The 16,439-nt window shown below is 43.3% G+C and carries 11 protein-coding genes; all 11 read right to left on the reverse strand.

The window, feature by feature from the left end; genetic code table 11:
* Positions 1-67: 67 nt before the first annotated feature.
* Positions 68-1,624, reverse strand: coding sequence for a response regulator transcription factor (locus AB4114_RS02795; protein WP_441987010.1), 1,557 nt, complete (start codon positions 1,622-1,624; stop codon positions 68-70).
* Between the two features lie 31 nt (positions 1,625-1,655).
* Positions 1,656-3,359 carry a sensor histidine kinase gene (locus tag AB4114_RS02800; RefSeq protein WP_441987011.1) on the reverse strand — a complete coding sequence of 568 codons (1,704 nt, stop codon included), beginning with the start codon at positions 3,357-3,359 and terminating at the stop codon, positions 1,656-1,658.
* An 86-nt stretch (positions 3,360-3,445) separates the two neighbouring features.
* Positions 3,446-4,282, reverse strand: coding sequence for a carbohydrate ABC transporter permease (locus AB4114_RS02805; RefSeq protein WP_171629844.1), 837 nt, complete (start codon positions 4,280-4,282; stop codon positions 3,446-3,448).
* Positions 4,282-5,241, reverse strand: a complete 960-nt coding sequence (locus AB4114_RS02810) for a carbohydrate ABC transporter permease (RefSeq protein ID WP_171629600.1) — start codon at positions 5,239-5,241, stop codon at positions 4,282-4,284. The genes AB4114_RS02805 and AB4114_RS02810 overlap by 1 nt, the downstream gene beginning before the upstream one ends.
* 174 nt (positions 5,242-5,415) lie before the next feature.
* Positions 5,416-10,761: a carboxypeptidase regulatory-like domain-containing protein gene (locus AB4114_RS02815; RefSeq protein WP_441987012.1), complete on the reverse strand. Its 5,346-nt coding sequence runs from the start codon at positions 10,759-10,761 to the stop codon at positions 5,416-5,418.
* 171 nt (positions 10,762-10,932) lie between these two features.
* A complete protein-coding gene (locus tag AB4114_RS02820) occupies positions 10,933-13,188 on the reverse strand; it encodes a right-handed parallel beta-helix repeat-containing protein (protein ID WP_441987013.1) in 2,256 nt (751 codons plus the stop codon).
* A gap of 526 nt (positions 13,189-13,714) precedes the next feature.
* Positions 13,715-13,888: an MCP four helix bundle domain-containing protein gene (locus tag AB4114_RS02825; protein ID WP_441987014.1), complete on the reverse strand. Its 174-nt coding sequence runs from the start codon at positions 13,886-13,888 to the stop codon at positions 13,715-13,717.
* A 20-nt stretch (positions 13,889-13,908) separates the two neighbouring features.
* Positions 13,909-14,313 carry a hypothetical protein gene (locus tag AB4114_RS02830; RefSeq protein ID WP_441987015.1) on the reverse strand — a complete coding sequence of 135 codons (405 nt, stop codon included), beginning with the start codon at positions 14,311-14,313 and terminating at the stop codon, positions 13,909-13,911.
* A 336-nt stretch (positions 14,314-14,649) separates the two neighbouring features.
* A complete protein-coding gene (locus tag AB4114_RS02835; protein WP_441987016.1) occupies positions 14,650-15,006 on the reverse strand; it encodes a response regulator in 357 nt (118 codons plus the stop codon).
* Between the two features lie 18 nt (positions 15,007-15,024).
* Positions 15,025-15,471, reverse strand: a complete 447-nt coding sequence (locus AB4114_RS02840) for a chemotaxis protein CheX (protein WP_441987017.1) — start codon at positions 15,469-15,471, stop codon at positions 15,025-15,027.
* A 171-nt stretch (positions 15,472-15,642) separates the two neighbouring features.
* Positions 15,643-16,410, reverse strand: a complete 768-nt coding sequence (locus tag AB4114_RS02845; RefSeq protein WP_441987018.1) for a sugar phosphate isomerase/epimerase family protein — start codon at positions 16,408-16,410, stop codon at positions 15,643-15,645.
* Positions 16,411-16,439: the final 29 nt, after the last annotated feature.

The raw sequence follows: 16,439 nt of genomic DNA on the forward strand, positions 1-16,439 counted from the left end.
AGCCTGAACGGTATAGGAGAGAATCGAACTGATTTCTTTCAGTTTTTGAAACAAGTGGGGAGAAAACCTACTTTTTCAGCAAATCACTCGGGTTAATTCCGCAATATTTCTTGAAAAGAGTACTGAAATATGGCACATTTTGATATCCAACCTGCTCAGAGACTTCATAAATCAACAAATTGCCTTCTAAGAGAAGAGCCTTCGCTTTCTCCAGTCGGACACGAATGACATAGTTMATAAAGGTTTCCCCTGTCACCTTTTTAAACAACTGATTCAAATAATTTTTCGAGATAAATAGCTGTCCCGCCAACTCATCCATCGTAATGTCTTTCGCATAATGCTCATGAATGTAACCGAGCATGAAATCGACGGCTCCTTTATGCTTCTGGTTAACGCTTGGCTGTCGCTTGAGTCCAATGCTCTTCACCTTGGCTTGCAGGAAGCTCTCTACATCCGCACGATGAATAATCGTATCCGTTGACGTAACCAACTCATTCTCATCCGTAGGGGTGATCGACATGTCAGCTTGCTGTGCTGCATATTGCAGCAACGTCCAAATTTCCGTAGCTAAGACACGATAGAATAGCTTGGGATCGCCGCCTTTGGCTGACGCCTCTTGCCGGTTAATGAAGCGCTGAATATGCGACCACAGCTCTTCTTCACTGCTTTCCTGCAAAGATTGGGACAGGTAACGAACCAGATCCACCGCACCTTGTCCTTGTTCAAATGCTTGTAATGATTCGAAAGCAACATCTGCTGACTTTTTCAAATCTTCCCATTTACTTATGCGTTCACCTACCGCCGCTTTCACCGTTAAACCCAAATACCGCAGCATGCTGCTTGTTAAGGTCTCTATGAAGCGAGCAGATCGTTCAAGAGATTTCTCATCTGCTTCGCTGCGAGGAATGTGCAGAACAAGTGCTGAATACGGCCCGAATAACCAAATAAACGCTGATTCCGGCCATTCCTGCTGCGTTAATTCCTTCGTAATATTGGACATGGCGAAGCGAAATAAATGCCAATCTGCCACCGAGATATCCGTAACTCGGTCTGTCTTCACTAGTTCAAGCACGACGACCTGTTGATCATAATCTGTCCAGTACGCTTCGACATGGGGAAGCTTCATGTCAGCCGAATTAGGCTGAAGAGTACCATTAAGCAGAGCGGCTAGCTGCTCATCGGCCATTTGTTTCTCATAGTTTTGAACAAAACGAACAAGCCGCTTTTTCTCCATTTTTTCCAGATAGAAATCTTCTAATTGTCCAATCGTCCGAAACAAAACTTCGCGAATTTGTTCAATCGTTATTGGTTTATTCAAATAATCGTCGACATCCAGTCGAATCGCTTGCCTCGCATACTCAAAATCAGTATAACCGCTATGAATAATAAATCTGCCTTGAAAACCTTCCCCCCGCAGTTTCTCAATCATTTCAATACCGCTAATGCCAGGCATATATAAGTCCGTAATGACGATATCAGGCTCCACTTCACGGATTAACTCGAGTCCACTTTCTCCGTCAATCGCCTCTCCTGCGAATTCGGCATCCAGCTCAGCCCAAGGTATGATATGCCGTAAACCTCGCAAAACCTGAAAATCATCATCCACTATCGCTATTTTCCACATGCTCGTGTACTCCCTTATGTTATAAATATGGTTATTCGTCTGATAGTGGGAATCGAATGTCAACTTGAACGCCGCCTTGCTCCCGGTTACTCAGTTGCAAGCTATATTGCTTGCCGAATAGGGCATCCAGCCTTTCCTTCACATTACGAAGTCCATAGCCTCCGCGCTTCCTAGGCTTGTTCTGCCAATTAACACTGAGCCCCTTGCCATTATCCGTAATGGTTACATATAAGTTGTTCTCATCTCGATTAATGTCTATACCTATCTCAGCTTCGGAAGCGCCATGAAAGCCATGCATAAACGCATTTTCTACGAACGGCTGTAGAAAAATCTTCGGCATCAGCGAGTTCTTACAACTCTCATCCACTTTAATTTGATATGACATTTTATCTTCCCAACGCACCTGCTGAAATTTCAAATAGTGTTCAATGTGCGCGACTTCCTCCGTCACAGCCACTAGACTGTTCGTATTAGATAGCGCTAAACGAAACATACTCGCGACTTGCGCGAGCATAGAGCTGATCTTATTCTGCCCCGCCTCGATCGCCGTCCAGTTAATCTGATCAAGCGTATTATATAGAAAATGAGGATTGATCATCATTTGCAACGATTTCAGCTCTGCTGCCCGCTGCTGCACATGCTGCTCCCGCAGAGATTCATAGAGGTCTTCGATACGTTGTGTTAACTTACGATACCCATGAAATAATTTCCCAAACTCATTCTTATAGTCGGTTGGTAAACCTTGATCTTCCCCTGGTGAATACTGCCCCATGGCTCGAATCAATTGATTCATCGGTCTCATGAATCTGCGGGATAAGAATAAGGTAAGCAGCAGCACGAGCACAATCGAGGTAGCTCCAAGAAGAAGGAAGAGCTTCGCCATGCTTTTACTGCCTTTGGTCATTTCACCCCAAGAGCTTGCCTCAAAGAGAGTCCACTGGGAATCTGGTGATTTGGCCCAAACGAAGAAATCATCCTCCACACGTAAGGAACCGCTTGGCTTATCCAACTCCCCCTTCAATGTGAGTGTCGCTTGCTGCAATTTGCTGCTGTTGCCAGAATGCGTAATCAATCTGCCTGCTGCATCAAGTAACGCCATATTGGTCGTATCGTCTTCACTTGAAATCAGATGCCGAATGCTCGATACTTTAATATTGAAAACCATCAAGCTGTAATACTGGTTGCTATTATTGATGACCTTACGGGCGAAACTTATCACCGATTCTTCTCGTCCATTGGACATGATTTTGTGCTCGCCAAGCCAAGCGCTGTCCGTGTCTAGAATACTTGGATACCATGCTTCCTTATCTAATTGCGACATCTGGAAGAACGTAACAGGACCTTGGGTGTCCGATGTAAACGGGTAATCCGAATAGACATGGATCGATTGCAGAATTGGTGTGCCGAAGACAAGATAGTTCAATTGACTCTGCAGATCCGTCTCGATTTGCAGGCGCTCATAAGCGTCCTTATCTCGTAATCGGCCGTATAGGAGATCGACATTCTTAGCCGAGGTTCCCGAGGTCTGCTCAATACCAATTAAGCTTGTGCTCATTTTTTTGCTCAATTCATTCAGCAAGCGCTGCTGATAAAAAGAAGTATTGGAAGCAATTTCACTCGAAGTCCCCGAGTAACTAACGGCAATAACAATGCCGATCAGCATGGCAATAATGACGGCTGAGCTGAAGAAATAAACCGCGATAATGCGATATGTTTTGAATGGATTTTGCAGCATGTCTCTGCCCTCCGTATGATTCAAACTAAGCTCTTATGCAAAGAAAGCCGCAGCAAATGCAGCAGCTTTCCTAGTCAATCCTAAGCTTATCCTTTTAAAGCACCCGAAGCAATACCTTCGACGAAATGCTTCTGAGCGATGAAGAAAATGATCACGGCAGGCATAACAGAGACTAAGGACATGGCTAACATTTGCCCCCACGGCACCGTTCCTGCAGAATCAATGAACAGCTTCAAGGCTAAGTTAACCGTGTATTTATCGACGGAATTGATATACAGTAATTGACCAAAGAAATCATCCCAGTTCCAAAGGAAACAATAAATGGCGACAGTAACCAGTGCAGGCTTGGTCAATGGAATGATAATGCGCCAGTAAATTCCGAACCAAGAGCATCCATCTATTTTCGCAGACTCATCCAACTCTTTCGGAATGGAACGAATAAATTGCACTAGCAAATAGATAAAGAAGGGGCCTCCCACGCCGCCTGCGAGCAAATGAGGGACATAGAATGGTAAATACGTATTAATCCAATCAAATTTACTGAATAATACATACTGAGGTACGATCGTTACTTGCGTCGGAAGCATTAACGTCACCAGCAGGATACCGAACCAGAGCTTACGAAGCGGGAAGTCTAGTCGGGCGAAAGCAAACGCAACTAGTGAACAAGATACGATACTTGTGAATAATACGCCAATAATTAACTGAAAGTTATTGATATAAAATACACTGAAGTCATAGTTAGGTACTGATACCCAGCCTTCGGTGTAATTAGCCCAACGGAATGTTTCGGGAAATAAATTCGGCGAGCGCATCTCATCATTCGTTTTGAGCGAAGCGCCTAACCACCAGAAAACGGGATACATCATAATGATGCTTGAAATTAGTAATAAAAGATGGGTCAAACCTTGGCGTCTTGCCATCATTTCCCCTTCCCTCCTTGCGTCTCATAGTAAACCCAGTATTTAGAGGTTGCGAAAATAAGCGCGGTTACCGCTGCAATAATGACCAGTAAAATCCAAGCTAGCGCTGAGGCATAGCCCATTTGAAACTTCGAGAACGCTCGCTCATACAAGTACATGACGTATACATACGTTGAATTTACTGGCCCCCCATTGGTGATGATAAATGCCTGTGTAAACATCTGGAAGGAATTAATCGTTGATTGCACAAAGTTGAACAAAATAATCGGAGACAACATCGGCAGCGTGATCGTGAAAAATTGTCGTACCTTGCTAGCGCCATCTACAGAGGAAGCTTCATACAAATCCGTTGGAATTTGTTTCAGTCCGGCAAGGAAAATAATCATGGCCGATCCGAATTGCCACGCAATAAGAAGTACTAGTGTCCCTAACGCAGTGTCAGGGTCAGCAATCCATGACTTCCCTTGAATGCCAACAAGTGCTAAGGCTTGGTTAATAAAGCCGTCTTTGCTGAAAATATTTTTCCATAGAATCGACACTGCGATACTCGTCCCAATCAATGATGGGAAGTAGATCATCGTCCGATAGAAGGAAATCCCTCTGATTTTCTTATTCAGCAGCATCGCCACCAACAGAGCTGTAACGAGCTTCAGCGGTACGGAGAATACGACGAATAGTAAGGTTACCTTGATGGACTCGCGGAAGGTATCATCCTCCATCACGATATGCTTGTAGTTCTGTGCCCCAAGCCAATGCGGTGCATCCAGCAAGGAGTAGTCCGTAAACGAGTAATACAAGGACATCAAGATTGGCCCTAGTGTTAACAGGAAAAAACCAATCAGCCACGGGGACAAAAAGAGGTATCCGGCCACGGGAGACTCCCATCGGCTAAGAAACGGGATTTTCTTTTTCTTCGGTTTTGCAAGCAAACGGTCTGTTTGCTCCACGGTGCTTTCCATTAATCATTCCACTCCCTGTTCAAAGCGCTACGAGATTCGCTTGTTATCTTATAGGTTTATTATAAAAGGCATCTCCGATTAGTTACATTGCGCATCGAATGAAGTTCTTTCACTATTTCACAGTAAAAAAAGAAGACCCAGAGCACTTTCGCCCTGGGTCTTGCCTCTATACGATTACTTATTCACTACAATCCGATGAATCAGAACCGCCGCCTGTGCGCGGGAGAGCTCCTGCTTCGGATGAATGCCTGTTTCATCACCTTGAACAAAGCCTTTGGCGGTAAGGGCTGCAATGCTGCCTTTGGCGTAGTCAGAAATGTCGGAAGCATCTGTGTAGTCTAGTTTTACCTCTATTGAACTTGGACGACTAGGAAGCTGCTTACTTACTTGAAGTGCCCTTGCGGTCAGTACCATCGTATCCTCACGCGTGATCTGTTTCGTCGGTTCAAAAAGGTTATTTCCTGTACCCGTTGTAATGCCATATGCCTTGGCATTGGTGAGCGCATTGAAATAATAGTTACTGCTGTCAACATCTGTGAAGGCATCTACTGTTCGCGCTGAAAGATCTAGTGCTCGCATCAATAGAACAATGAAATCTGCTCGTGTAATGCTGCTTTGTGGGTCGAACTCCTGTACATTTCTACCTTCAATAACTCCCTTGGCTGCAAGTGTTTCAATCGACGCTTGTGCCCATTTCACTGAAGCTAGATCGGTGAAAGTCGGACTCTTATACATAATTGTATACTGACTAAAATGTTTAGTAGTAAAGATGACTTGACCTGACTGTACGTCATAATGCCCATTCGGTACAGGGATCATCTGTCCTTGTGGATTGACATAAAAAACGACAATGTGATCCGGATTCTGCTTTTCTTCTCGTGAAGGCAAATAAGGAATCTGAATCGTTACTGGTGCTTCTGGATTATGCCAAGCAATCGACTCTCCATTCGCTAGCAGCTGTATGTCGTAAACAGGATGATTATCAATCGAGTTAGCTTTCTTTAAGCGAATTTCCACCATGTCACCTAGATTGTTGAGACCATTCAGCATTTGATCAGAGATCACAATAGTGCCTAACTCCGATTGAAGCTTAAGTTCAAATGCATGCTCCTTCGCCTTCAACAGCTCAGCTGAGAGCAGCAGGCCAAATTGATCTAAGGATGAGTTGTTGGATTTCAAGTTAACAACGATCACTTTTTTGCCATTGGAATCATCTTGTGTAGATTGAATAGCGCTTTCTAAGTTAGCTTTCGTAAGCATAGCAATCCCTTGGTCGTTCGACTCTAACAAAAGTTGGGACGGGTCTTTCGTCGTATTCGTTCCCGTGTCTGGCTTCGTAACCGGATCTGGATCTGGTGATGGATCTGTGGTTGGATCTGGATCTGGTCTCGGATCAGGATCTACAATCACTACCCGTTTGATCTCAAGCGCATGTTCTGAAGCCGTCGCTTGAAATAGATCTCCCCGACCATTCGTTACATCTGATTTCGCTAATCGGATTACTGTTTCACCTGCGGGAGCTAAGTCTTTTACCTTCCACTTTACAACGAAGAGATCGGTATCAGGCGGGATAGCTTGATTGACATCCGCCATCAACACTTTTATCGTAAGTGATCCCTCAGTTGCTTGATCAGCCTGTATTATTTGCAATTGCGATGAGCTTGGAAGTGTGGATATCCACTGCAGCTTTGTTGAATCAAAGCCCACGATGAGGTCAACCGAATACACGGCCGAGTACACACTGCTCGACACATTGTTAATTTGGAAAGTAGATTGCATCGATTGGCCTGGTGTCGCTTCTGCGACGCCTGTTAAAGATGCAATAGCTCCGTGTGCTTGCAAGAACATTGCGTTAACCAACGTAGTCTGTCCAACTGTCACAGTGACATTCCCCGTCGTAGCTTCGTCATAGCCTGCTTTTTGTGCTGTAATCGTATATTCTGTATCAGGCACCACGTCAGAGAAGGTAAATGTACCAGACGCATCTGTTATCGTAGTTCTTGAGTCGCCAAGTTTAGAAAGCGTTACATGAGCACCAAATACATTATGGTTACTTTGATCCTTGACTGTTCCTGATATTTGACCATAAGGACTATTGGCCCTGTGAACGCCAATCTCATACGTTTCGTTTGCAGTTCCATCAGGTGAAACTACATAAACGACAATGAGATTTTGTCCTTCCACTAATGGAATTACTTCTGAAGTTGCACCACTTAACACCGTTTTTCCATTGATCGTGATATCCGCTTGGCTGTTGCCTGCAGTCGGAACGAGTGTGAGGCCATGAATGTCATAGGGTACATTGATTTGATATAGCGTTATGTTCGGATCAAAATCAGGTGATAATGTACCACCATTCACAAGTAGTCCTTGTAAAGATGCATCGACCTGAGCAGAGATCCGATGAATCGAAACGGTATAGGTTGCCGTTGTCAGATTATCTTCTGCTGTTACAACAATGGGAATGTCCGTGTCATCTCCAGTTAAAGCAATGGAATCAGAGCTATTACCACTTCCAACAGGTACACCGTTTACAAGAATTGATTTTACATTAGGACTGCTAGCTACAGGTGTCAGATTCACCTGCTCCACATTACTCGGCACTTGTATCGCGTAATGTGTTTCATCCAGACGTGTTAATGTTCCTGCATCACTCGATAACTCTGCAAGGGTTGCGTCTGTCTTCGAGTAACCAATCCCTTGCGTGACGCGGACATTATCGATATACACACTGCCATAATTGGTACTGTTCGCATAAAAATCAATTTTCTTAATATCCGCCATGGCGATTCGGTATGGGGCACGGTCTACTATTTTAAGACCATCGATGTATAGATCGAAACTCTGTGCAGCCATGTCGATCACCATACGCATGTTATACCATTGGCCAACAACATACTTCATAAAATCAGTCGTCGTTGTACCTTTATATCCCTTCATTATGCCTTTATCAAAAGCAAAGCTAATGCCAGGGTTCGTTAGATTCGTACTGCCATACACATAGGGCAAGCTAATCCAGTTATTCCCGTTAACATACGTGTCTTTTCGTTTCAAATCGGCTTCAATGGTGACAATCCCTGTTAGTGGTGTAGCAAAAGTTTGAGACAAACTAGTACTTCCAGAGTTGCTGCTTCTCGTTAAGAGGACACTTTTATCTGACACACTAGGGACCTCAGCGACCTCAACACTTCCGCCACTGGCGCTGATTGTCAAATTATTTCCCGAGCTCAATGTTCCTGTCGAAAGACTATTAAATGTATGATTGTACAGCACTTGCGGTTGTTTGCTCGATAGCAGCACTTTGCCAATATCCGTGAGACTCTCCGGTGTAATGCTGACATTACCTTTGAAAACCGTAAAGTAACCTGCTTTCGAAAGCACAATTGTGTAATTCTCGCCGATCGGCACCTGACCTAATTGCAAAATGCCTGTATGATCGGTTGCTCCGCTTGCAATTTCCTCACCTTCATACATGACTTTGGCAGAAACTCCCTCAAGAGCGGACATCTTCTCATCCAAAATGGTTCCACGTAGACTGCCATAAGGACTTGTGGAAGTAATGACAATATCCAACGTCGTCATATTCGGTGGTTGAATCGCGATTGTCGAGGTCGTCGTCGTATAACCCGTTTTTTCAGTTTTAAGCTCTACTCCCGTAGCTAACGGTACATCCGCAATCACGAACGAGCCTTTCGCATCACTGGTTGCCGTATAACTCACCGTATTAACAACCATGGATACCTTCGCTCCAGCAACTGCTTTGCCAGAACCATCCTTTACTTTTCCGTTCACTGATTCTGTTGGGCTGTCTGCTTCTGTGTAATATTCAAATGCCCCGATATCCGGGAGTCCGTTATACAGCGTTTTACCCGCATAGTCTTTCGAACCGTTGTTCGGCATCGCCATTCCGGCATTAATCATCGCTGAACCTGATTTTGAACGAAAACCCAGCGCTGAATCCAACCTTGGTCCTGTTTCGATTGTTCCAGAGGGGCCACTCACCGTGCTAACAAATTTAGGATCTACTTGTAGGGCCTTGGTATCACTAGTAGGAATCATTAATCCAGTACCAAAATAGTTGTTATTCTCGTAGAACGTTGTTCCACTAGTAGTTATTGTCGCTCCTGCACGTGTCGTGTACAGATTATTATTACGAATGTTGTAGGTTGCGTCTAAGGAAGTGCCATAGCCATAGATCAAATAATTACTTTTATCATTATAAATGGTGTTGTTATACACCTCGGCTATCGCCTTCTTATCTGAATGCAGATATATGGGGTATCTGGTGTTGCTTTTAATCACATTGTTACGAATCACGGTATCGCCGAATGAAAATTGGCAGATTAGAATGCCATCTCCATTATCATGAATATAATTATATTGAATGAGTATTTTTGTTGTCGCTTTATCCGGATCAATCCCATTGGAATCGGCTCCGCCCGCTTTTTGCGTAGTCTCATAAACCTCATTGTGCTGCACGACGATATCATCTGCATAGTACATTTCAATCCCTGAGGTTCCTGCCTTATAGACGACATTATTTTCAACAAGTCCGCCTCTTATATCTGTCAAATACATCGCATTACAGCCATATGCCGTATCTTTCTGCGTTATATAATTGTCTCTAATTATAATATTGGTATGCGGTGTGAATTTCGGATCGGTCCCATTGGCACGCTCGCCCCAGCCCGTTGATACGGCAATGGTATTCCCATCCGCATCCTTTCCATCCCCTGTGTATTGCTTAAATGTAATACCCGCAAAAGAAGTATTCGTAATTGTGGATTGTTCCACAATTACATCATTAATAACAGTCGCTTGACTAGGGGGACTAAATATATTCGGCACAGTTGTGTCGAACACGATGCCTCCTGTTTTTTTGGAGCCGTCCCAGCCTGTTTTAAAACGGATGCCTGGCTGTGGTGGAACTGGCTGTGTACCGCTAATCCAGTTGATTTGTCCTGTTACATCATGAACATCGACAGCTACGATACGGAAATAATCCAATGTTGAACTATTATCACCAGAGATATGAATGCCCCTGTAATCACCAAGGTTCTCACCTGGTGTAGCCGTTGCTGGCTTAGCATTGGATACGTCTAAATGATGAATCTCCCAATACTCCTGATTGAATAAACGAACCGCATCTTCTACCAAGCCTTTCCCTTGTATGGCAGGCTTACTCCCGCTGCCATATTGATCAACGATAATCGGCTTGCCTGGGCTACCTGAGCCCTTGGGCCATAACTGACCTTCCCAAACTTCACCTGATTTAAGCAAAATCTGATCCCCAGGTTGAAAAGTGGTAGCGTTTACTTTTTCTAGCGTTTTCCAAGCTGTGCCTTCACTTGTACCTGTATGCGAATCATTACCTCCTGTCGCATCTACATAGTAGATCATCCCCGTGACGGGTGACGCCTGAACACGAGATACCGGAAGCAGAGAACTTACAATTCCAAACACGAGTACAATGGCGAGGATCAAGGATGACCATTTCAATCTTTTGGGCTGAAGCAACATGTGTGACCTCCTCTTAATTTCGATATGCCATATTATAAGATCGATTTTCCCATCAATACCAGTAGGTAAATGAACGATTCTCTTTCACTATTCCAATCATTCGGGTTCACTTCGCACAAAAAATCCCAAATCACCGTCTCCGGCAATTCGGGATTTCAACAATACTAATCGTTATGGCGTATATACTTTTACAATGTCTACATTCGTTGTGCCCGTTTGTGAGTTATCCGCATAGAATTCGATCTTTGACACATTCGCTACTGCTGCTCTCATTGTTGCTTGGGATAGCTTCAACGTGCCATTAACATAGAAATCAAATTTATCGGTATTCGTATCTAGCACGACTTTGAAGTCATACCAGGTGTTCGCCGTGAAGGCTTGAATGTTCGTCCAAGTCCCATTAACGTTCGCTTTGATATTCCCTGTATCCATGGCGATCGATTCAGCTACGACACCAGTGCTGTCATAGAGGTATGGCAAGCACCACCATGACGTAGTTTCACTTCGTTTAACTCTAGCCTCCATCGTGATTGTACCGCTTGTAGCTCCAAACGATTTGGACATAGAGGTTTTGGCCGATGCTGTCGGCTTGCTGATCTGCACGCTCTTATCGGTTGCACTTGGCACGGCTTGCACGGTAATTGCATTCGGACTCGTGCCGTTGGCAATGGTCCAACCTGTTGGAGCACTGCCAGTAGCCACAGCATCGAACGTATCATTTACCAAGTAAGTAGGTCCAGTACTGCCACCCGTAACCTGTGTTTCATCAGCACCAATATCTGCTGCGCCTGTGTATAAGGTATCTCCCCAGAAATCAAGTCCACMGTTGGACGCAATCGTAACGCCTTGATTGATGATCGGAGAACTCGTTTGAAGCTTATAGCCACCTAATGTGCTCATTGCGGGTCCACTCGCTTCTGTTCCCGTTCCGCCAGTTCCTGGATTCACTAATTTCGGATCACCTGTTTTCGGATTCGCATCTCCAGCTGGAACCGTAAGCCCAGTCCCATAGTAACTATTCGTATTATAGGCAATCCCTCCGCCAGTTGTTAGCACCGCTGAACTCTGTGTCGAATCCAGAATATTATTTCTTATATGATAGCTAGCATTAATATAGGACCCGTAACCATAAATCAAATACGTGCTATTCGTATTGTAGATCGTATTATTATAAATTTGCGAGGTCGCAGCCGAATCGGAATGGAGATAAATTTGATATCTCGAATTACCTGTAATCACATTGTATCGGATGATGGAGTCGCCAAAGCTGAATTGACATAGCAGGATCCCATCCCCATTGCCATGAATGTAATTGTATTGGACGACCTGTTTCGTCGTACCTTTATCCGTATCGATGCCGTTGTAATCGGCACCACCGGCTTTTTTTACCACACCATACGTCTCATTCTTCTGAATAATAACATCATCCGCATAGTAGGTTTCAATCCCGGAAGTTCCCGCAGCCGCAACGACATTACTCTCAATCAACCCTCCTTTAACATCTGTCAAATAAATACCATTACAACCATAGATCGTGTTGGCTTGGCTAATGAAGTTATTCTTAATCGTAATATTCGTAAAAGGAACCCAATTCGTATCCGAAGCGGAGCTGCGAACACCCCAACCTACCGAAACGGAGGTATTCCCATTGTTATCTTTTCCATCCCCCGTATATTGCTTGAGAATAATCCCCCCAAAAGAAGTGTCCTTAATGGAACAATTGGAAATGATCACATCGTTGAATTTGCTCTTTACGGTTGCTGCGGCCGGAGCAAGCACGTTCGATGACATATCGAATACAATGCCGCCAGTTCGCTTGGAACGATCCCACCCTGTCTGGAAAGTGATGCCTGTTGCATTATCGGCCACATCGCCGCCAATCCAATTGACTTCACCACTTACATCATGAACATTGAGCCCATCTAAACGGAAGTAATTGAGCGTTCCAATATCTGCTCCTGTAATATGTACACCTCGAAGATCACCTACGAAACCGGTTGTTTGGTTACTAATATCTAGATTGTGAATTTCCCAATACTGCTGATTGTACAAATATACGGTAGCCTTCACCGCACCTTGGCCCTGAAACTTTGGTTTGGCTCCTGTGCCATACTGATCAATGACGATTGGATTCCCTGATATACCCGAGCCTTTCGGATATAACTGACCCACCCAGGTATTTCCGGCCTCAAATAAAATACGATCGCCAGGCTGGAACGTTGTGCTATTTACTTTCGTCAATGTTTTCCACGCCGTTGCCGTACTTGTGCCATTGTTTGAATCACTGCCGTTGCCAGCGTCGACATAGTAAGTTGTATTTGCAGCAAATACGGTTGCCGGTACAAGCATTATCAATAAAGAGAACATCATCATAATGGTTATGACGAATGCACTTAACCTTTTACCCTTTTTCATAAATAATTCCATGATCCTAGCCTCCCCCTAATTGTAAGCGCTTAACTTTTGTGCGAAAATAAAACGACTTACTTGCATGTGTGCTCAATAACAATCCAACTTCCTTGCCATCCCTCCCTTTGTCTCAACAGCCTGGCATCTCGCTAGTATATTTACTCATGTTGTATGTGCCCGCCAATTCAATTTTGAGTTCAGTATAGTTGACAATGGGGGGAGAACATAGAGGGGGATTGAACAAATTTCTTTCATTTTATTAGGAAATAAATGGATAAGATACAGTTATTTTCACCTGAAATCTTGAATAATTCCATTTAACTGTAAAATATACATGTAATTCGAATGGAATACTTCGAAACCACTCAAATCCTGAGAATTAGCTGTACATTTTCCATTAAAACTTAAAAATTAGGCTAATAACTGAAATATAGATGGAGTTTTTCCAGTTATTTGGATGCCCCCCCCCCCTAGCAGCACCTGCCAGAAGCTATATCGAAAAAAAGCGATTGCCACTTGGCATCGCTCGGGAAATATCTACTTTTTACATAATTTGATCAATCTTGAGAATACTAGGCAGCCAATTTCCCTGAACATTTACTGCTGATTTTTGAATGGCATTCATACTCATAATAGCCACTAGCCCAACTGTAAATGTGAGTACGAGTACAAGGATAAATCCTGCTAATAATTTCATTCTAATTGTTGCCTTCATCATTAAATCCCCCTAAGTATTGGTTACATGTCTTTTAATTGAATCGCTGAGAACACAAGATCAATGATTTCCCCACGTGCTTGATTTAAAAAACCTAATGATGTTTGTTGTAAATTTTCAATCGAGATACAGGATGTTAAAAGAATCTTATCCGTGAAATAATACATAGAAAGCTCGTAGGAAGAAGATACACTCTTAACAACTTCACTTATATTCGTGTTCTTGTATTTCTCAGGAAGTTCAATGGCATACATTAAGTACAATGTTTCATTTGGCATTTGTGTCATCTGAAAAAATTCTTTATACATATTCGTCGTAAACGCGTTCCATCGAAATCCTAATTGATAAAATGGCTCCTCCTCCCAATTCGGCTCGAATTGTGATATTAATTCGAGAAATTGCTCGCGATAGTAGTGGATTAGATTCATTGTTGTAGGTCCCTCGCAATTCCCTAACAAAATTTTTTACTTCTCAATATCCTAATCTTACCGATGAATTGTTGTGAAACTTCTATTTCGGATTTTAGCTAAACATGTTTTTTACTAATAATTAGCTAATGATTGTCAGAATTTTAGGTTAAAGTGATTAGAAAAGTCCTAATTTGTAAGGATTTTATCACGAAATTAAGTCTTAAGACCTAATTTTATCCTTGCAAATACAAGACTTTTAACCCAGTCACATTGAATATCCACGTAAAAAAGCGAACAAAAAAACGCCCCTCCTTCTGCTAAATTCAGCGAAGGATGAGCGTACTTCTTTATGTATTATATAGCTCTGCGTATGGCGTCCAGAACACGATCACCTTGAAATGGCTTGACGATGAAATCCTTGGCTCCAGCCTGAATTGCTTGTACGACCATGACTTGCTGCCCCATGGCTGAGCACATCACAATTTTGGCATTCGCATCTTTTTTCCTAATTTCCTTAACTGCTTCTACGCCTTCCATCTCAGGCATCGTGATATCCATCGTTACTATATCCGGTTTAAGCTCCTGATACTTCTGGATAGCTACTAGACCATTTTCCGCTTCACCAACAACATCATGTCCGCCTTTCGTCAAAATATCCTTTAACATCATACGCATGAAAGCTGCATCATCTACGATTAATATTTTTGCCATGATCCCTCACTCCTCTTATCAATACTCTTTCATTAAAACGACGCGGATATCTCCAACTGTCTGAATGGAAATGGGCAGCATCAGCTTGTTAGTCTGAGAGTCAAAATGGTAATTTTCCTCCAATAAAGACGGTGGCGTAATATCCAGTGCAACACCTTGTTCACCAAGGATCGTGGTGGTTCTGCCTGCAATAATATTGGCAATTTCGCTCACACAGCTATCCAGCATTTCACCTTCCATGTACATTCCAAAAATCGCTTCGCTCATTCGACTAAATACGACACGTTGCCCATCTAAAATCATACAATACTCACTATTCGTGAAATTGATGGAGACGCCAATTTCATCCTTACGGATCGGTTCATTACTTATACGAACTTCGGTTTGATCTAATGATTGCGGTAGCATGTTGCCAATTGATACTCGGACGCTGTCCAGTAATAAATTTTGCAAGTTCTGAGTCATACTTCTCTCCCCTATCCAGTTGGTTGTAACCGGTTATAACTTCGTTCAATACACTCACTTTAGCCTATAATTGTTAGGTAACTACAATCCTAATTGTTAAAGATGTATGTGAAAATGGAAAAAAAACGGAGCTCGCTTATCGCGATGCTCCGTTTTTAAACGTTTAAGACGCTAAGATAAATCATGTAATAATTGCTGGAATGCTGCGGCATCTGTTCTAAATTGTTCAACTGTGTCCCCCATAACAAACTCCATTAACATATAGCGGTCTTCATGGCTACCAATCTGCGCCAAGTACTGAGACCACTCGTGAATCCCCTCAGCAAATGGTCTGCGAATATCGCCTTCCCAATAATAAGCGTGAAGGTTTAACAGCTTCTTTCGCGCCGCTAATTCATGCAGACCTTCACAACGTTCCTTTACGGATAGCTCCGGTGTTGGCTGCCACAAGCAATACAGATTGGCATGATCTGCCTCATCCAATAGCCGCATAGACGATTGATTCGTGTCCGTTAGTGTCCCTCTATGCCACTCAAGCGCAACTTTTATACCTTCTGCAGCAGCCATTTCAGCGATATGTGTAGCTTCTTTAGCAAGGCGAGCATAATAATCGGAGTCAGCTGCCGAAGAGGGTACTGCTCCTGCCCAAATGCGAATGAGCGGAGCATGCAAAGCTTTCGCAGCAATCAAACTCTCTCGAAAAACTTGCTCAGGTTGTTGGTTTGCAAGCAATCGAAAATAAGAACCATATGCGGCTACCTGCATGCCGGAATCGATTGTTCTTGTGTACAGATTGTGTGCTTCGACCTCATCCCCAGGTTGAACATGCGCATTCTCCGACCATTCAATTGCTTTTAGCCCACATTGGCTGCTTAATTCGAGTATTTCAATTGCTGATCTTTCACGAAATGTCACGGATACAATTCCAGGTAAAATCATAGTTGCTTCCTCTCATTTTAACATAGTCT

The organism is Paenibacillus sp. 2RAB27 (assembly GCF_052115445.1).
In the GTDB taxonomy this organism is placed as follows: Bacteria; Bacillota; Bacilli; order Paenibacillales; family NBRC-103111; genus Paenibacillus_E.